16 protein-coding genes are annotated in these 18151 nt (G+C 66.2%); 4 read left to right on the top strand and 12 right to left on the bottom strand.

Annotated features, from left to right (window positions below; genetic code table 11):
• Positions 1 to 97: 97 nt before the first annotated feature.
• From ACYQ4T_RS20960 to ACYQ4T_RS20930, 7 genes are all read right to left on the bottom strand, one after another.
• On the bottom strand, positions 98 to 976 hold the full coding sequence (locus ACYQ4T_RS20960; protein WP_459858423.1) for a phytanoyl-CoA dioxygenase family protein: 879 nt from the start codon (positions 974 to 976) through the stop codon (positions 98 to 100).
• A gap of 114 nt (positions 977 to 1090) precedes the next feature.
• Positions 1091 to 2083, bottom strand: coding sequence for an SMC-Scp complex subunit ScpB (gene scpB, locus ACYQ4T_RS20955; protein WP_459858420.1), 993 nt, complete (start codon positions 2081 to 2083; stop codon positions 1091 to 1093).
• A 3-nt stretch (positions 2084 to 2086) separates the two neighbouring features.
• Positions 2087 to 3001, bottom strand: coding sequence for a segregation and condensation protein A (locus ACYQ4T_RS20950; RefSeq protein WP_459858418.1), 915 nt, complete (start codon positions 2999 to 3001; stop codon positions 2087 to 2089).
• Between the two features lie 2 nt (positions 3002 to 3003).
• Positions 3004 to 3708, bottom strand: coding sequence for a site-2 protease family protein (locus ACYQ4T_RS20945; protein ID WP_459858416.1), 705 nt, complete (start codon positions 3706 to 3708; stop codon positions 3004 to 3006).
• Positions 3709 to 3716: 8 nt separating this feature from the next.
• Positions 3717 to 4721: a beta-N-acetylhexosaminidase gene (gene nagZ / locus ACYQ4T_RS20940; protein WP_459858413.1), complete on the bottom strand. Its 1005-nt coding sequence runs from the start codon at positions 4719 to 4721 to the stop codon at positions 3717 to 3719.
• Positions 4722 to 4952: 231 nt separating this feature from the next.
• Complete coding sequence (locus ACYQ4T_RS20935) at positions 4953 to 6386, bottom strand: SPOR domain-containing protein (RefSeq protein ID WP_459858411.1); 1434 nt, start codon at positions 6384 to 6386, stop codon at positions 4953 to 4955.
• 252 nt (positions 6387 to 6638) lie between these two features.
• Positions 6639 to 7841, bottom strand: coding sequence for a deoxyguanosinetriphosphate triphosphohydrolase (locus ACYQ4T_RS20930; protein ID WP_459858408.1), 1203 nt, complete (start codon positions 7839 to 7841; stop codon positions 6639 to 6641).
• 149 nt (positions 7842 to 7990) lie between these two features.
• On the opposite strand from ACYQ4T_RS20930, the gene ACYQ4T_RS20925 reads away from it, so the two are divergent.
• The 3 genes from ACYQ4T_RS20925 to xth all read left to right on the top strand — a co-directional run bounded on the left by ACYQ4T_RS20925 (position 7991) and on the right by xth (position 9725).
• The gene (locus ACYQ4T_RS20925; RefSeq protein ID WP_459858405.1) at positions 7991 to 8401 is read left to right on the top strand and encodes a GFA family protein; all 411 of its coding nucleotides are present in this window, start codon (positions 7991 to 7993) and stop codon (positions 8399 to 8401) included.
• Between the two features lie 118 nt (positions 8402 to 8519).
• On the top strand, positions 8520 to 8879 hold the full coding sequence (gene erpA / locus ACYQ4T_RS20920) for an iron-sulfur cluster insertion protein ErpA (RefSeq protein WP_459859198.1): 360 nt from the start codon (positions 8520 to 8522) through the stop codon (positions 8877 to 8879).
• Between the two features lie 48 nt (positions 8880 to 8927).
• Positions 8928 to 9725 carry an exodeoxyribonuclease III gene (gene xth / locus ACYQ4T_RS20915; RefSeq protein ID WP_459859196.1) on the top strand — a complete coding sequence of 266 codons (798 nt, stop codon included), beginning with the start codon at positions 8928 to 8930 and terminating at the stop codon, positions 9723 to 9725.
• Between the two features lie 109 nt (positions 9726 to 9834).
• Here the strand turns inward: xth and fbaA are convergent, their stop codons facing one another.
• From fbaA to ACYQ4T_RS20895, 4 genes are all read right to left on the bottom strand, one after another.
• On the bottom strand, positions 9835 to 10941 hold the full coding sequence (fbaA, locus tag ACYQ4T_RS20910) for a class II fructose-bisphosphate aldolase (RefSeq protein ID WP_459858403.1): 1107 nt from the start codon (positions 10939 to 10941) through the stop codon (positions 9835 to 9837).
• Between the two features lie 79 nt (positions 10942 to 11020).
• The gene (locus ACYQ4T_RS20905; RefSeq protein ID WP_459858400.1) at positions 11021 to 13084 is read right to left on the bottom strand and encodes an ATP-binding protein; all 2064 of its coding nucleotides are present in this window, start codon (positions 13082 to 13084) and stop codon (positions 11021 to 11023) included.
• Complete coding sequence (locus ACYQ4T_RS20900; RefSeq protein ID WP_459858397.1) at positions 13081 to 14568, bottom strand: ATPase domain-containing protein; 1488 nt, start codon at positions 14566 to 14568, stop codon at positions 13081 to 13083. Before ACYQ4T_RS20900 ends, ACYQ4T_RS20905 begins: the two co-directional genes overlap by 4 nt.
• A gap of 124 nt (positions 14569 to 14692) precedes the next feature.
• Positions 14693 to 16177, bottom strand: a complete 1485-nt coding sequence (locus tag ACYQ4T_RS20895; protein ID WP_459858395.1) for a M81 family metallopeptidase — start codon at positions 16175 to 16177, stop codon at positions 14693 to 14695.
• Positions 16178 to 16359: 182 nt separating this feature from the next.
• On the opposite strand from ACYQ4T_RS20895, the gene ACYQ4T_RS20890 reads away from it, so the two are divergent.
• Complete coding sequence (locus ACYQ4T_RS20890) at positions 16360 to 17406, top strand: diguanylate cyclase (RefSeq protein WP_459858393.1); 1047 nt, start codon at positions 16360 to 16362, stop codon at positions 17404 to 17406.
• 125 nt (positions 17407 to 17531) lie between these two features.
• Here ACYQ4T_RS20890 and ACYQ4T_RS20885 read toward each other — a convergent pair whose 3' ends face one another.
• Positions 17532 to 18143: a TPM domain-containing protein gene (locus ACYQ4T_RS20885; RefSeq protein ID WP_459858390.1), complete on the bottom strand. Its 612-nt coding sequence runs from the start codon at positions 18141 to 18143 to the stop codon at positions 17532 to 17534.
• Positions 18144 to 18151: the final 8 nt, after the last annotated feature.

Genomic DNA, 18151 nt, shown 5'->3' with positions numbered 1-18151 from the left:
AGCCTATTGCGACCCATTCTGAATTGCAAACAGGCACTTAGCCGCAGGCCGCTTCGCCGCATCTTCCCCTTCCCCCTTCAGGGGGAGGGAATTAGGTTCAGTTCCACCAGCCTGCCGCACCCGCGCGGCCGGCGGATCTGCGCGATGTCGCCATCGCCGCATCGGGCTCGACGTCCATCAGGAAGCGGTGGGCGGGCGAAAGGCGTTCGTAGAGTTCTTTCGTGAGATAGTCGCGTTGCACCAGCTGCTGCGGCAGGTCGCGGCGGGTGTAGGTCAGGTGCAGCACCCGGCGGCGGGCGCCGCTCTTGTTCGTGGTGCCGGCATGCCAGAGCGAGGAATTGAGGATCGCGACCGAGCCCGCCGGCGCGGTCACGTAGATCTCGCCGGGATAAGGCTTGGAGAAATCCTGCGGCACCAGCTTCTGCTCTTCGGCTGAAAGCGGCGTCGGGGTCCAGTCGCCGATGTTGACGTAAGGGATGTTGATCGGCGCCCGGAGATGCGAGCCCGGCACCAGCCGGGTCGGGCCGTTCTCCAGGGTCATGTCGTCGAACAGCAGGATGCCGTTCGCCACCCACCAGTCGTCCCGGAAATACTTCGGCACGTCGCAATGCAGGTCCTGGTGCCCCTGCCCCTTCAAGGGATCCCGCAGGTTGGCGCCGTGGATCTTGAACTCGCCCAGGAGATGCGCGGCGGCGGCGAGCAGCGGCTTGCATTCGAGGCAGCGGTCATAGGCCGCGGTCTTGTTGAAGATGTTTGAGACCCGGGGCGCGCCCGGCTCGACATGGACCTCATGGCCGCCCTGGTCGCGTTCGATCGCGTGGAGGCGGTCGAATTCCTCCGCCATCTCGCGGCATTCCGCCTTGGAGAATACGCCCTCGACCAGGAAATAGCCCTGCTCGTCGAGCGCCCGGCGCTGCTCCTCCGAGAGCTCGGAACCGTCGAGCCCGATCTCGCGCAGCGCCTGCTTGGTGTACATCGGCGTTCCTCCGGGTCTGCCTTTTCGAAAGGCTAATCCGGCGGGTTCGCACCGCGCAAGCAACCGGCGCGGGCTGATGTCTTTTCGATGGAAAGGGCGCGGGCGAAGAGCGCCCTACTCGCCCGGCTCGGCGACCTTCTTGTCGTTCGACGAATCCTCGTCGGACTCCTCGGGCTCTTCGCTCTCGTGATCCCCTAGCGAATCCTCGTCGTCGTCGTCGTCATCATCGTAGTCTTCGTCATCGTCTTCGTCGTCCCCAGGCTCTTCGCGCTCGGTTTCGGCGGATTCATCCACCGGCTCCTGGCGCTCGACCTCGGCGTCGTCGTCGCGCGGTTGCTGCTCGCCCGGCTCGCCGTGCTTCTCCAGCAATGCGCTCTCGTAGTCGTCGTCGGCGGCTTCCTCGCCCTCGCCTTCAGCGACCGGCTCGCCATGCAGCTCTTCGGCGGCGGCCCGCTCGTCCTCGTCGTCCTCGTCGGGCGGCACGCCGCGGCCGTCGGCCGAGGCCTGAGTCGCCAAGGTCGAGATGCCGGCGCGCGCATCGAGCAGGCCGGCGGCGCGGAGTTCTTCGACGCCCGGCAGGGCCGCGGTGTTCTCGAGGCCGAAATGCTCGAGGAAGGCGCTGGTGGTCGCCCAGGTCACGGGGCGGCCCGGCGTCTCGCGGCGGCCGGCCGGCTTGATCCAGCCGATCTCCAGCAGCAGGTCGAGGGTGCCCTTGGAGATGATGACGCCTCGGATCTCCTCGATCTCGGCCCGGGTCACCGGCTGGTGGTAGGCGATGATCGCCAGGGTCTCGATGCCGGCCCGGCTGAGCTTCTTGTTGACCTTGCGCTCGATGGACAGCATGGCCGCGAGATCGGGCGCGGTGCGGAAGGCCCAGCGATCCTCGATCTTGGTGAGGTTCACGCCGCGGTTGGCATAGCTCTCGGCGAGTTCCGACAGCAGGCCCGGCAGGTCGGCGCCCTTCGGCAGGCGGGCCTTCAGTACCTTCTCGTTGATGGGCTCGGTCGAGGCGAACAGCACGGCCTCGAGCAGGCGCAGCATTTGGAATCGATCGTCGCCGACGCTGACTTCGCTGGCGGTTTCTTCCGTGACGATTTCTTCACTCATGCTCTAGCCTTGTTGCAGGTCGGATGCCGGTGCCGGCGCGATGTCATCCTGGCGATTGGCACGCCGGAGATAGATCGGCGCGAAGGTGCCTTCCTGGCGCAGCTCCACGCGGCCGTTGCGCGCGAGCTCCAGCGAGGCCGCGAAGGTCGCGGCGATCGCGGCGCGGCGCTGCAGCGGCGTATCGAGGCCCTCGGGCAGGAAGTTGCGGAGCACGGTCCAGTCCAGCACCTGCCCCAGCATGTCACCGATGCGGCGCAGGGCATCGTCCATCGAGAAGAGGTTGAGCGGCGCGATGCGCAACAGACCTTCCTTGCGGCGGCCTGGATGCGTGCCATACGCCTTCAGCAAGTCGAACAGCGTCACGTCCCAGACCGGCACATCGATGATCTTCGCGGGCTCCGGCTCGCCACGGGCGAAGAAATCGATGCCGAATTGCGGCAGCGCCAGCAGCTTCTTTCCCGCCTCCTGCATCGCCTCGAGGCGCTGCAGCTGGAAGGCGAGAGCGGCCGCCAACTCGGCGCCGGAAGGCTCGCCGTCGCTCGGCGGCTCGGGCAGCAGCAGGCGCGACTTGAGATAGGCCAGCCAGGCCGCCATCACGAGATAGTCGGCGGCGAGCTCCAGGCGCAGACGCCGTGCCCGGGCGATGAAGGCGAGATACTGGTCCGCCAGCTCGAGGATCGAGATCTTGCGCAAATCGACCTTCTGGTCGCGCGCCAGGGTCAGCAGCGCGTCGATCGGGCCTTCGAAGCCGTCGAGGTCGAGCAGCAGCTCGTCGTCATTGGCGATCTTCGCCGGCGCGTCGTCGAAGCCGTCGCCGCCCTCTTGGCCCGCGGCAGCGGGCGCCTCGGCAGCACCGGTCGGCTCCGACTCGGGCAGCGGAGTCGGTTCCGTGTCGGTGTCCGGATGCCAAGTGGTCATGGTCAGGTCAGCGAGTCTCCGAGGCCGGTCAGATGACCGATCAAAGACCGCACATAATCGGTAGCCGGGCCCAAAATCCAGTGGAATATGTCGATATCCACACCTATTTGCCGGCCCAGCAACGGCAGCAAAAAGATCAATCCGATCAAGATCAACATGCCATATCGCTCGGTCCGCTGATAGGCGATGGCGAGATGGCCGGGCAGGATCGCCGCCAGGACTCGGCCGCCATCCAGCGGCAAGAGCGGCAGCATGTTGAAGATCGCCAGCACCACGTTGATCGCGACCGAGTAATAGAGCGCCGAGACCGCCCATTCGGAAAACCAGTCCGGCGCCAGCGTCGCGACATGGATCAGCAGCGCGGAAACGACGGCGAGGATGAGATTGCTGCCCGGCCCTGCCGCGGCGACCAGGATCATGTCCCGGCGATAGTTGCGGAAATAGCGGGCGTTGACCGGCACCGGCTTGGCGTAACCGAACAGAAAGCCGGTGGTGTAGAACAGCAGCAACGGCAGCAGAACGGTGCCGAAAGGATCGATGTGCTTCAGCGGGTTGAAGGTGACCCGGCCCTGCGCATAGGCGGTGTTGTCGCCGCACTGCTTGGCGACGAAGCCGTGAGCGGCCTCATGGAAAGTGATGGCGATCAAGACCGGCAGTGCCAGGATCGAAATGGCCAGCAAGGTCTGTTGGATATCGCCGCCGCCCATTTGCTTCCTTAGGCCATCAATCCGGCCAGTTCCTCGGCCAGCTCCTCCGTGTCGAAATCCGGTTCCCGGTTGACCCGCTGGCGTCCGCGTTCATATCGGAGTGCCGCGGCAGAAGACAAGGGGCCGCAGCCTGAGGCCACCAGCCGCATCTCGTCCATATTGCCGTTACAATGCAGGGCGATGTCGCAGCCGGCGGCGATCAAATCGGCCGCCAAACGGTCCAAACTGCCCTTCAGGGCCTTCATGGACATGTCATCGGAGATGAGCAGGCCGCCGAAGCCGATCTCGCCGCGGATCACCTCGTTGATCACCCGGGGCGACAGGGTCGCCGGCCGCTCCGGGTCGATCGCCTTGTAGACCAGATGGGCAGTGATGCCCCAGGGCAGGTCGTTCAGCTTGCGGAACGGAACGAAGTCGCTGTCGCAGAGATCGTCGAAATCGGCGTCGATGGTCGGGAGATCCAGGTGGCTGTCGACCGTGGCGCGGCCATGTCCCGGCATGTGCTTGATCACCGGGATGACGCCCCCCGCCAGCAACCCTTCCGCCGCGGCGCGGCCGAGATCGGCGACCAAGTGCGGATCGGCGGCGAAGGCGCGATCGCCGATCGCGTTGGTGGTCTCGGGGCGCTTGAGATCGAGGCAGGGTGTGCAATCGACATCGATGCCGATCGCGCGGAGCTCGGCCGCGAGCAGCTCGTGGTTGGTGCGCACCGCCTGCGCGGCCCGGGCGCGGTCGATCTGCGCGAGCTCGCCAAAGCGCGCGGCGGGCGGCATCGCGCGCCAATGCGGCGGCTTCAGCCGCGCCACGCGACCGCCTTCCTGGTCGATCAGGATCGGCGCGTCTTCGCGGCCGATGGACTCGCGAAGATCCTGCGTGAGCCGGCGCATCTGGTCCGGATCGGCGCAATTGCGCGCGAACAGGATGAAGCCGAGCGGATCGACGTCGCGATAGAAGGCGCGCTCATCGGCGGTGATCTCGGTTCCCGCGCAGCCGAAGATGACGGCGGATGTCATAGGGCTGCACCGGGGGCTGGATCATCCGCTTGAGCGAACTCACGAAGCGCCACTGCTGCATCAACCCCCACCCCAACCCGCCCCCATCTTGGGGATGGGAGTTGATTGGAGTCGTCACTTGCAGCGGGCTCTTCCAAGAGTCCCTTCCCCCAAGATGGGGGAAGGCCAGGAAGGGGGTTGATGCAGCCGTGATGCTTCAGAACAAACACGCCGGGAGATCCAGCGCGGCGATCATTTCGCAACAATGCAATCCTGCTTCTGCGCCTTCAACTGGGTGCAGAGGTCCTTCGCCTGCGCCTTGGTGAGCGGACCGGCCTGGATGCGGTAGAGCTTCGAGCCGTTCTTATCGACCGCCTGGACATTGAGAGTCAGGCCGCCGAGCAGCGCGGGATGCGCCTTCTGCAGCTTGGCCCATTCCGACTTGGCGAGCGCTTCGGACTTCACCGCCGCGAGCTGGATGCGGGCGGTGCCGCCGGCCGTCGGGGCGACGCTCGGCGCAGCCGGCGCCGTGGCGGCGGCCGCAGTTTGGGTCGGTTCGGCCTTCGGCGCGGGCGCGGGCGCGGGCGCGGGTTCAGGCGCCTTGGCCGTGCTGGTGGCGGGTGCGGAAGCCGCCGGATCGGCGGGCTTTTCGGCGGTCGTTGCAGGGGCCGGGGTCGGTTCAGCCGGTGCCGGCGCCGCCTGCTGGGTCTCGGCCTCGGAGACGACCGGGGCCGGGGCGGCAGCTGTCTGGCCGGGCTCCGGCGCGGCGACGCTCGGGATCGTGGGCGCGTCGACGCTCGGCACCGCATCGCTGGCCGAGGGCTCGGCGGGCTTCGGCGCATCGGTGATGGCCGGTGCCTGCGAGGCGGCGTTGGCCTCGTCGGTGCTTTCGGTCATCGGCGGCGAGACCGGCTGCTCCGGCGGCGGCGTGATGGCCGGCTGCTCGTCGGTGGTGGCCTGGCCGTTCAGGATCTCGACATTCTGGTTCGGCACCTGCATGCCGCCTTCGTCTTCCGGCTTCACCTTCTCGGGAGAGGAGTCGGCGGTGATCACCGGCACCGGGCCTTCCGGCGTCCGGTGGCTGGAGACCCAGGCCCAGGCGGCGCCACCGGCAATCACCACGATCGCCGCCAGCACCATCAGGCGGTTGCGCATGCGGCGGCCGCGGCCATTGACCTCGTCCTCCGCCTCGAAGCTGCCCAGAGGCGGCGGCGGGGCCGGCGGCACTTCCATGCCGGTCAGCAGGTCGGGCTGGCTGTCGGGCTTCGCCTCGCTCGCGTTCAGCATCGCCGCGGCGGCGGCACGATCGGTCGTTAGGCTCGGGTCGGCGCGCAGCCGGCCGAAGAGGTCGGGCTTGGCGCCTTCCGCGGGCGCAGTATCGTTGCTGGGCGCGCTGTTGCTGTTCCCGGCCGACATCGCGTTGAGGATGGGCTCGAAGGGGCGCACAGCGCCGCCCGTCTCAGCGCGCACCGGGCCGGCGGGGAGCGGCGCCAGGGCGACCGGCTCAGACATCGGATCGGGCATAGGCTCGGCCGGCGCCGGCTCGGCGCCGACTTTTGGCAAGGGGATCGGGGTCGGGCTGGCGACCGGGCTCGAGGCGGCACCGAGCTCGCCCCTGAGGCGGCTCAAGGCGGCGGCCACGTTGGCCTGAATCTGTTCGGACTTCGGTGCTTCTGCTGCACTCATGGCTGACCCCTTTTGGGCTGTTCCTCCGGACCGGCGCGCGCCGTCTCGCGTTCTGGCGGTCCCCACTGCCGGCAATGCCCAGGGCGACTCGGGACCCCGGCCTGTGGATAATGAATCAGTTGGGCTTCGAGTCGGTCAAGCCGATGCCGGAACTTAATCAAATAATCGACGGATTCTCCTTGGCTTTTTAGAGTCCAAGAATGTGGCAGCAATGCGGCGGATCGGCGGGCGCGGGCCGAGATCAAACAACCGCTATTTTGCCGCCGACTCGGATTTGGCCAACCGCTCCGCGGTCTCGAAGGCGAAGTTGTCCGTCATGCCGGCGATGTAGTCCGCGACCACGCGCGCGGTCCCCTCGCGCGCCGTCTGGGCATCGCCGGGCGCACCGATCTCCGACTGCCAGTCGGCCGGCAACAACCCGGGATCGGCGAGATGGCGGTCGAAGAGATCGGCGACCACCAACTTCGCCTGCTCGGTCATCTTGGTCACGCGCGCATGGCGATACATATGCGCGAACAGAAAACGCTTCAGGCCGATGTCGTTCCGGTGCATCGCTTCCGAAAAGACGGCGAGCGGATGGCCGAGAGCGCGGACTTCCTCCGGCGATGTCACTTTCGCGGCTGCGATGCGGCGGCGGGTCTCGGCGATCACATCTTCGACCATCTCGCCGATCATGCGGCGCACGGTCTCGTGCATCGCACGGTCCTCGTCGAGGCCGGGGTGATCGCGGCGCACGGCGGCGACGATCGGCCCCGCCAGCGGCACGTCGGCGAGATCATTCAAGCTGAAGAGACCGGCGCGCAGGCCGTCGTCGATGTCATGGTTGTTATAGGCGATATCGTCGGAGACCGCGGCGACCTGGGCTTCCAGGCTGGCGAACTCGCCGAGCTCCAGATCCCAGCGCGCGGAGAATTCGGCGATGCTGCGCGGCACCGCGCGGGCCTTGGCTTTCGCGCTCGCGGCCGGGCCGATGAGTGGCCCGTTATGCTTCACGATGCCTTCCAGCGCTTCCCAGGTGAGATTGAGGCCGTCGAAGGTCGGGTAGCGGCGCTCGAGTTGCGTCAGCACCCGGAACGTCTGCTCGTTGTGATCGAAGCCGCCGAAGGGCTGCATGCAGTGATCGAGGGCCTCCTCGCCGGCATGGCCGAAGGGCGGATGGCCGAGATCATGCGCGAGCGACAGCGCCTCGGCGAGATCCTCGTCGAGGCCGAGCGTGCGCGCGATCGAGCGCGCGATCTGCGCCACTTCGAGGCTGTGGGTGAGACGCGTGCGGTAGTGGTCGCCCTCGTGCTGCACGAAGACCTGGGTCTTGTGCTTCAGCCGGCGAAAAGCGGTGGCGTGGATGATGCGGTCGCGGTCGCGCTGGAACGGCGTCCGCGTTCCGCTCGGCGGCTCGGGGATGAGCCGGCCGCGCGAGTTCGCCGGATCGCAGGCATAGGGGGCGCGAGAAGACATTGAGGGGTTATAGCGATCTTACGCACCGCTCGTCATGCCCGGGCTTGGCCCGGGCACCCCTGAGTTGAACACCTTCGAATAGAAACTCAGGGATCCCCGGGCCACGCCCGGGGATGACGACCGAAAATGGAAGGTGCAAACTACCGCTCATGTCCACACTCGAAACCACCGGGCATTGCCTCTGCGGGCGCGTGAAGTATCGGGCGACGGGGGCGCCGAACTGGCGCTGCCTTTGTCACTGCGAAAGCTGCCGCCGGGCGACCGGGGTCCCGGTGACCGCCTTTGCCTCCTTCCCGGTCGGCAGTTTCCACTTCGAGGGCGAGCCTGCCCGCTACCGGAGCTCGCCCGGGGTCACCCGGACCTTCTGCAGCCATTGCGGCACGCCCTTGACCTATGAGGCAGAGGATCTGCCGGGGGAGATCCATCTCCTGACCGGGAGCGCCGACCACCCCGAGGCGGACCATCTCACGCCGCAATACCACGTCTTTGATAATGAACGGGTTTCCTGGGTCGATCTCGGCGCCAACCTGCCCCGGTCGAAGCCGAAACCCGGCGCCTGATCCGCGGCCATCCATCCCCTGGGCGCAACCCCACTAGTCCTTGTGGCGGTTTGACTTTTCGGCTTGCGTCCCTAGATAATAAGGAAGGTTAACCCGTGCGGATTCCGCGATGAACGAGATGTCCCCGATGGCCGCCCCGACCCATGAGCGTAAAGTGGGCCTGACCGAGAGCGCTGCCAAGCGCATCGGCGAGCTGATTGCCCTGGAGGGCGATGCCTCGCTTATGTTGCGCCTGACCGTTTCCGGCGGCGGCTGCTCGGGATTCCAGTACGGCTTCTCCTTCGACAACGCGACCCAGCCGGACGACCACCTGTTCGAGCGCAACGGCGTGAAGATGGTGGTGGACGACACCTCCCTCGACCTCCTGGCCGGCGCCGAGGTCGATTTCGTGGAGGACCTGGTCGGCTCCTCCTTCCAGGTGAAGAATCCGAACGCCGCGTCGTCCTGCGGCTGCGGGAGTTCTTTCGCAGTCGCCTAGTTCATTCACCCGGTTCTGATGCCGAACGTTGGGGATTCCGGCAGCGTGATCAAAGTCGCAAGCTTCAACGTGAATTCTCTTCGGGCCCGCATTGGGAATGTCCTCACATGGCTCCGCAGCGCCAAGCCGGATGTCGTGCTGCTGCAGGAGATCAAGTGCCTCGAAACCGACCTGCCCAAGCTGGAGATCGAGGACCTCGGCTATAACTTCGAGGCGGTCGGCCAGAAGAGCTACAACGGCGTCGCCATCCTCTCCAAACATCCCTTCATGGTCGAAGAGCGGCGCCTGCCCGGCGGCGACGGCGACGACCATGCGCGCTACATCGAGGCGGTGGTCGACGTGCCGGAGGGCAAGCGTCACAAGGCCTTGCGCGTCGCCTCGATCTATCTGCCGAACGGCAATCCGGTCGATACCGACAAGTTCTCCTACAAGCTCCAATGGCTGGAGCGCTTGAACGACCATGCGCAGCAGCTGCTCGACCTGGAGGAGCCGCTGGTGCTGGGCGGCGACTACAACGTGGCGCCGACCGATGATGATGTCTACGACCCGGCAGCCTGGGCCAATGACGCGCTCTGCCGGCCGGAGAGCCGGGCGGGGTATTTCCGTTTACTCAATCTCGGCTATGTCGACGCCTTCCGCGCGCTGCATGGCGCCGAGGCGCATCGCTACACCTTCTGGGACTACCAGGCCGGGCGCTGGCAGCGCGACGAGGGCCTGCGCATCGACCATCTGCTCTTGTCGCCGCAGGCCGCGGATTCGCTCGACGAATGCGACATCGACAAGACGCCCAGGAACGGCGACAAGCCGTCGGACCACACGCCGATCTGGTGCTCGCTGGATTTGTAGTGAAGGTCGGAGTGAGATCGCCGGGTCAAGCCCGGCGATGACGTGCTAAAAACCGGCGTCATGCGCGGACTTGATCCGCGCATCTCGTGCAGAATAAAACGCCCTCTGATTACCCCGCCAGCGACTTGCCTTTCGAGCCGAGATCCACGAACGCCTCCTGCAACCGCTCGACCATGGCCTTTTCGCCGAGGCGGAGCCATTTGCGGGGGTCGTAGAGCTTCTTCAGCGGCTTGCCGCTTTCGGGATCGATCTGATGCTGGAAGGCAACGGCGTTCTCCAGCACGAACTTGCCGACGCCATTGGCAAAGGCGAACTGGGTGTCGGTGTCGATGTTCATCTTGAAGACGCCGTAGGCGACGGCCTGCGCGATCTTGTCCTTCTCGGAGCCGGAGCCGCCGTGGAAGACCAGGTTCAGCGGCTTCACCGGTGTCTTGAACTGCTGCTGCACCAGCTCCTGCGAGGCCTTGAGGATCTCCGGGCGGAGCTTCACGTTGCCCGGCGCGTAGACGCCGTGGACATTGCCGAAGGAGGCCGCGACCGAGAAATGGCCGAGCATCGAGAGCAGCTTGAAGGCCTTCGCCACGTCCTCGGGCTGGGTGTAGAGATGCGCGTTGTCGGCGCCGTCCTCATGCTCCGAGCCGATGCCGTCCTCCTCGCCGCCGGTGACGCCCAATTCGATCTCCAGGCTCATGCCCATCGGCGCCATGCGCTTCAGCGTCTTCGCGCAGATCGCGAGATTCTCGTCGATCGGCTCCTCGGAGAGATCGAGCATGTGCGAGCTGAACAGCGGCTTGCCGCTGCGCTTGAACTCTTCCTCGCTGTGGCCGAGCATCGCCTCGACCCAGGGCACCAGCTTCTTGTTGGCGTGGTCGGTGTGCAGCACCACGCATACCCCGTAATGCTGGGCCAGCAGGTGCACGTGGCGCGCCGCGGAGATAGCGCCGAGCACGCGCGCCTGGGCCTCGTCCTTCATCCCCTCGCCGGCGAAGAAGCGGGCGCCGCCGTTGGAGAGCTGGATGATGACGTCGGATTTCGCCGCCGCGGCGGCTTCCAGCACCGCGTTCACCGAGTTGGTGCCGGTGACGTTGACCGCCGGGAGCGCGTAGCCGCCGGCCTTGCAGGCCGCGACCAGGGAGCGATAGTCCTCGCCGGTGACGACGCCGGCCGGCAAGCTGCCGGCGGAGGACGTTTTTGCAGCTTCAACGGCGGCGGACATGGCGCTCTCCCTGGGGCGTCTCTCGAAGGAGGCCAATCTAATCGGGAGAACCGGGCCTTCCTAGCCCCAATTCGCCGCGCTAGGCCGCCCCGCTGAGGAGACGGTTGATCTCCTCCTGCAGCTCGGTCTGCAGGTAGGGCTTCGAGAGGCGCGGCAGCTTGATCTGGCTGGCCGGCAAGTCCGCATAGCCCGTGGCCAGCAGGATTGGCATCTTCGGCCGTTCCTTGCGGGCGATCTCGGCAAGCTCGAGACCGGTCATCCCAGGCATGGCCTGATCGGTCAGCATGAGGTCGATGGCCTGGCCGTCTTTCAGGATCGCCAGCGCCTGGGCGGCGGAATTGGCCTCGATCGCGCGGTGGCCGAGATCTTCGAGCATCTCGACCGTGCTCATGGCGATCAGCGGGTCGTCATCGACCACCAGAATGATCGCGCGGCTGGTGGATTCCGGCACAACCGGCTTCGGCTCCGCCACCGCCGCCGGCTCGTCGGCAATCGGCAGCCACAGCGTCGCGGTTGTGCCCTTCCCGACCGTGCTCTCGATCTCCAGCATGCCGCCGAGCTGCACCGCCAGCCCATGCACCATCGAAAGGCCGAGGCCGGTGCCCTTGCCGGTGGGTTTGGTCGAGAAGAAGGGCTCAATCGCCTTCTTCAGGGTCGTTTCATCCATGCCGCTGCCGGTGTCCGAGAGACGAAGGCGGAGATATTCCGGATCGACCAGCCCCTTGCCTGTGGGTGGCGGCTGAACGTCGATGGCGATGCAGATGGTGCCGCCGGACGGCATCGCGTCCCGCGCGTTGATCGCCAGGTTCAGGATTGCGAGCTCGATCTGGTTGGCATCGACCTGCGCGGCCGGCAAGCCCTCCGGCAGATCGAAGCGTAATTCGATCTGCGGCCCCAAGGTGCGGTCGAGCAGGTCTTGCATGCCGCCGACCAGCGCGACGAGATCCGCGGAGGTCGTCTTCAATTCCTGCTGCCGCGCGAATGTCAGCATGCGCTGGGTGAGCGACGCGCCGCGCCGGGCACCTTCGAGCGCGCCCGCGATCAGATGCTGCGCCCGCTCGTCGTCGCGGAAGCGCTTCTTCAAGAGCTGCAGGTTCCCCATCACCGCCATCAGCAGATTGTTGAAATCGTGGGCGACGCCGCCCGTCAACTGGCCGATCGTCTCCATCTTCTGCGATTGCAGCAGCTGCTCCTGCGCGCGCTCGCGGGCCGCGACTTCGGCGGTCAGCGCGGCGGTGCGCTCCTTGACCCGCTGCTCCAGGTTGGCCGTCAGGTCCGACAAAGCCGCGCGTTCCTGCGCGAGGGCGTCGAGCAGCCGCTCGCGCTCGAGGTCATAGCGCTTGCGCGCGGTGATGTCGGAGGTGACGCCGACCAACTGCGTCACCCGGCCGAAGTTGTCTTTCAAGGCGCGCGCGCGCATATCGACCCAATGTTCGGTGCCGTCGGGCCAGACAATGCGATGCTCGACCGCATAGTCCGCGCCGGTCTGCAATGTATGGGCAAGCGCCGCTTCGACCCGGGCGCTGTCATCGCGATGCACCGATCGCCGAAGATCGTCATAGGGGAAGGCCTCGTCGGAACTGCGGCCGAAATGGGCCCGGCACGTGCCCGAGCAGGTCATCGACAAATCCCGCGCATCCAGTGTCCACGAACCGAGGCTGCCGGCGCCCAAGGCGGTTTGCAGCCTGCCCTCGCTCTCCGCCAACTCCTCCAGTCGCGCCCGAGCCTCGTATTGCCGGCGCCGGCCGCGCACCGCGGTCCGCACCGCGCTGGTCAAGGTGGAGGCATGGAACGGGCGCTCGATGAAGGTCACGTTGCCGAGCAATTCGCCGAGCTTCGCCAGGGCGGGGCTGCGTTCGGGGCTGATCTCGCGCACGGTCAGCAGGATGACCGGGAAGTCCGACCACGGCGGCTGGCGCTTGAGACAGGCTGCGAGCGGCCGCAGGTCGACATCGTGGATCGCCTGGTCGGTGATGACCGCCAGGCCCGCGCCTTTTTCCATCTCGTCGCAGAGCGCCTGGACACCGGTGCAGATCTCCGCCGGGAAACCGGCATCGCGCAACACCATGACCGCTACCTGCGCGTCACGGCCCTGTGGCGCCAGCACCAGAGCGCGTTCCGAATGCGGGCCGGGACGACTCATCTATCCTTTTCCAGCAACGGCGCCGGCTCGCCGGCATAGGTCGGAACGCCGCGCAGCACGCCGTGGAATCCTTCCAGCGGCTCACCCATTGAAAGACCACGGTCACTGATCCGATATTCCCGGATGGTCGATTCGTGCTGGCCCGAGCGCTTCTTGATAACGGACACCGCGCGGCGCACACGTCCGCCGGCCTCGAAGTAGCGAAGCAGGATGACGGTATCCGCGAGATAGGTGACGTCGACCGGCGCCTGCATGTCGCCGACCAGGCCGTGCTGCGCCACCGTCACGAAGGTGGTGGCGCCGTGCCGGTTCAAGAATTGCAGCAGCTCATGGATGTGCAGGACCAGCGAGTTTTCCTCCGGCATCGCCGCCTGGTAGCCGTTCAGGCTGTCGATGACCACGGTCTTGATCCCATGGGCGTTGATCGTGCCGCCGACACGGTGCGCGAACTCTCCCGGCGAAAGCTCGGCGGCGTCGATCTGCGCGACCAGGAGCTGCCCGCTCTCCTGCAACGCATTGAGATCGATGTCGAGCCCCTTCATCCGGTCGAACAGCAGCCCGAGCTCCTCGTCGAACACGAACAGCGCCGCCTTTTCGCCGCGCCGGATGGCAGCAAGGGCGAAGGTAATGGCGATCAGCGATTTTCCGGTGCCCGCCGGGCCCAGGATCAACGTGCTGGAGCCGGAATCGACTCCACCGCCCAGCAGGGCGTCGAACTCCTTGAGCCCGGTCGAAAGCACCGTCCGCTTGAGCGCGCTGCGGTGCTCGGCCGCCACCAGCCGCGGAAAGACCTTCAGGCCACCGGTCGCGATCGTGAAGTCGTGATAGCCGCCGCGATACCGCTGCCCGCGGTATTTCAGGACCCGAAGCCGCCGGCGCTCCGCGCCGTAATCGGGGGCGAGCTCCTGAAGGCGGATCACGCCATGGGCGACGCTGTGCACGGTCTTGTCGCTCGCCTCGGAGGTGAGGTCGTCCAGCAACAGGACGGTCGCGCCCTGGCGGGTGAAATAGTGCTTCAGCGCGAGAATCTGCCGTCGATACCGCAGGGAGCTCTGCGCCAACAGACGGATCTCCGACAGGCTGTCGATCACGACCCGTTTCGGCTGGATCCGCTCAACCGCCTGGAAAATCTGCTTGGTGGTTTCGCCCAGCTCCAGGTCGGAAGAATACAGCAGGCTCTGCTGCTGGTTTTCATCCAGGAGGTTTTCCGGTGGCAGGAGCTCGAAAATCTCGATGCGCGGATCGAGGGTCCAGCCGTGGGACAGGGCGCTGAGCCGCAGCTCGGCCTCACTCTCGGACAACGTCACGTAGAGGCTCTTTTCGCCCTTGGCGGCGCCATCGATCAGGAATTGCAGGGCAATGGTGGTCTTGCCGGATCCCGGCTCGCCCTCGACCAGGAAGACATTGCCGGCGGAAAACCCGCCGGCCAGGATCTCATCCAGGCCTTCGATCCCCGTTCCCGCTTTCTGCTTCGCGCCAACCACAGCGTCACACTCCCCCGAAGAGGTTCAACGGTTGGTTAAGGATTCACACAGCGAAGCGTTCCATTAGATGTCCGATTTTCTCGTTATGGCCACGTGAAAACAACGGCTTAACAGGTGCCCCGATTCAGCCCTGCGGCATCAGCCGGACGCCCGCACGCAGGCGCTGGTAGTTCAGCGCGCGGTGATCGACCGGGTTGGCGCCCGGGGCCGCCACGATCAGGATCTCGCCGGCGATCGGCTGGAAGTCGGCGCGGAAATGCACCGAGCTCTTGAGCGCCAAAATCTTCTGCGCCGCGGGCTCGACGCCGAGATGCCGCAGCATCGCCTGGTCGGCCGCCTGCTGCTTGCGGCTGGCGACGACGATGCGGGTGCCGCCGATCCGGAGCAAAGCCATCGGCCCCAGCTGCATCTTATTGCCGCGATAGAAGGGACCGGTGGCTTCGAAGCTGCCGTCGCCGAGACGCTCGACGGCGAAGGTCGCCTTGAAGGGAACATGGCCGGGGATGCCGCTCCAGGCGCCGATGCCGAGGCTGATCTCGGCGCCAAGGCCGGCCCGGTGCGCGATCTCCGCGGTCTTCGGGTCGAAGAGATTGGCGAAGACCGCATCCTCGGCCCGGTTGCGCACCAGGGCTTCCAGCAAGCCGACGGAATCCGAGTTGCCGCCGGCGCCGGGATTATCCTGGGTATCGGCGAGGATGATCGGGCGCCGGAGTTCCAGCGCGCGCTGTTTGGCATGGACGACCGCCTCGTCCGGATTCCAGACCTTGCCGGCGAAATCGCGCTCGGCATCGGTGACCATGCCGATCAACCGGTCGGCGGCGGCATCGGCGGCGTCCTGGGTTTCGGCATAGGCAAGCGCGACCGGTCCGCATTCGGCGATGTCCGCCGGCGGGAAACCAAACGCAAAGGAGGCGCTGGCGGTGTTGCTGCCTAACGATTGAATCTGGGCGACCGCGCGATAGATCCCCTGTGCCGGCTCGATCAGGGTGCATTGCCAGGTCAAGGGCACCAGGAATTCGGCGCGGCGCATCGCCTTCTTCAAGGGACCGTGCTTGATCAGGCGCTCCAGCACGTCCGCCGACCACTGGCCGGATTCCGCGAGATCGACATGCGGATAGGTCCGGCAGACCACCAGCGCCGAGGCATGCCGCAGCATCCGCTCGGTGACATTGGCGTGGAGGTCGAGGCTGACCACGATCGGCAGATCCGGGCCGGTGACCGCGCGGATTCGCTCCAGCAGCTCGCCCTCGCCGTCTTCCAGATGCTCGGTCACCATCGCGCCGTGAAGATCGAGATAGATCCCATCGATAGAGCCCGCACCCTTGATCAAGCTCAAGAGCCGGCCCGCAATCCGCTCATAGGCCTCGCGCTCGACATGGGCCGAGGGCGATGCCGAGCACCAGAGCAGCGGCACGATGTCATGCTTCGACCGCGTGCTTTCGAGGAAACCCGCGATCGGCAGGTTGATGCCTTCGAAAGTGTCGCGGATCGCAGCACCCTCGGTGAGCCCGGGCCAGCCGTCGGCCTGCTCGAAGTCGCGATAGGTCGCCTTCAGCGGCGCGAAGGTGTTGGTCTCGTGCTGGAAGCCGCCGATTGCAATGCGCGCCACGATTCACTCCTGAACGGTCGATTCAAACTGCCGGCGAATTTCGCAGGATGAAACAAAAGGGGCAAGAAGCCGAGGACACAACCACAATTAAGTAAGGATTTGCGACAACCACCTAGGCGAGAATCGTCGACTCCTGTATAAGCGGTCCCGGTCATGGGGATGGCCTTCTCTGAGGATGATGCGTGGGGACGCAGTCGACATTCAATGTGGATCTGCAATCCGCCAAGTCGCTGGCGGATGCGGCTCTGGCCGAGATGGTCAAATACGGTGTCCCGCCGACGCCGCCGAATTACTGCGTCTGGTACAATTACGTCGCCAAGGCGATCGCCGGCCTGACCCGCGATATCGACGAACGGATCGCGCTGCAGAAGGGTTTCGGCTGGCAGGCGAACCAGGAGCTGTTCGAGCGCTATTTCGGCACCGACGTCGAGACCGCCGCGATCCGCAAGACCGGCAGCGAGCTCAATCAGACCGTGGGCAAGGTGCTGCTGCGGCTCGACGCCGCCGGCCAGGATGCCGCCGCCTTCGGCGAGACCCTGGTCCAGGTGCATGGCTCGCTGAAAGCCGTGCCGGTGGTCGAGGGCTCGCGGGTCCAGGCGGTGGTGCATCGCCTGTCCGGCGCCACCAACGACATGGTCAAGCGCAACCGCGACCTGGAGACCGAGCTCCGCAAATCGACCAGCGAGATCAACTCGCTGCAGGATCGGCTGGAGCAGGCGCGGCGCGAGGCCTTCACCGACGCGCTGACGGGGATCGGCAACCGGCGCTGCTTCGACCTGGCGTTGATCGAGCACAGCGAGCGCGCGGCCGCCGGCGAACTCGAACTCTGCCTGCTGCTGATCGATATCGACCATTTCAAGAAGTTCAACGACAACTACGGCCATCGCATCGGCGACCAGGTGCTGAAAGTGGTCGGCGGCCAGATGAAGTTGATGTCGCGCGGCACCGACATCGCCGCGCGCTACGGCGGCGAGGAGTTTGCGCTGCTGCTGGTGGGCGCACCCATGGACATCGCCATGCGCCGCGCCGACCAGTTGCGCGAGGCGCTGGCCAACAACTATCTGCGCAACAAGGCGACCGGCGATCTCTACGGCCAGGTCACCGTCTCGATCGGCGTCGCCAAATACCGCATGACCGACAATGTCGAGACCTTCGTCGGCCGCGCCGATGCCGCGCTCTACGAAGCCAAGGGCGCCGGCCGCAACCGCGTGATCGCGGAAGCGGCTTAGACGATCAGCGGGACCTCTTTCACCGTCATGCCCGGGCCTGCCCCAGGCTTCTGGTTCCTCGCTGCGCAAGATTGCCGGGTCAATCCCCGGATCAAGTCCGGGGACGGCAATGACGGTCTGTGCTCTTAAAGCTCGACCAGGCGGTCGGGGATGCGGTTGGGATTGGCGCCGTCCGCCGGATAGTGCTTGGCCAGCAACGCGCCCAAAGTTTCGATCGCGCCGATGAAGCCCTGCTCCACATCGCCTTTCCGGACCGATGCGGTGAAAGCCGCGACGATCTTCTCCCAGGTGCCGGGCTCGACCGCGCGGTCGATGCCGCGATCGGCGATGATCTCGACGTAGTGCTCGGCCGCCGAGACGAAGAACAGCACGCCGCAATGCTCCTCGGTCGAGGCGAGGCCGCGTTCCAGGAATACCAATCTGGCCAGCCGCGAGGCCATGCGCCGCTTGCGCGCGGCGGGAACGAGCCGGACCCCGAACGGCGTGAAGGCGACCAGCACATAGACGAGGAGGAAAGCGGCAAGCTCGGCCGCGAGCATCTCAATCGGACCCGGCCAGGGCAGCAAAGCCCAGATCGCAAGCCCGGCAATCAAGGCCGCGGCCAAAGCGGCCGCGAGCGCGTTGCTGCGATAGCCGTCGGCACGCCGGGCGATCGCCGCCACCAATTCCGCCCGCGTCCCCTGCTCCGCGCGCTGGATCGCCGCGGCGATCCGATCCCGCATTCCGTCATCGATCATGGCTTTCC

This window comes from Dongia sp. agr-C8, from assembly GCF_054658695.1.
This window is presented reverse-complemented; position numbering and strand designations above follow the sequence as displayed.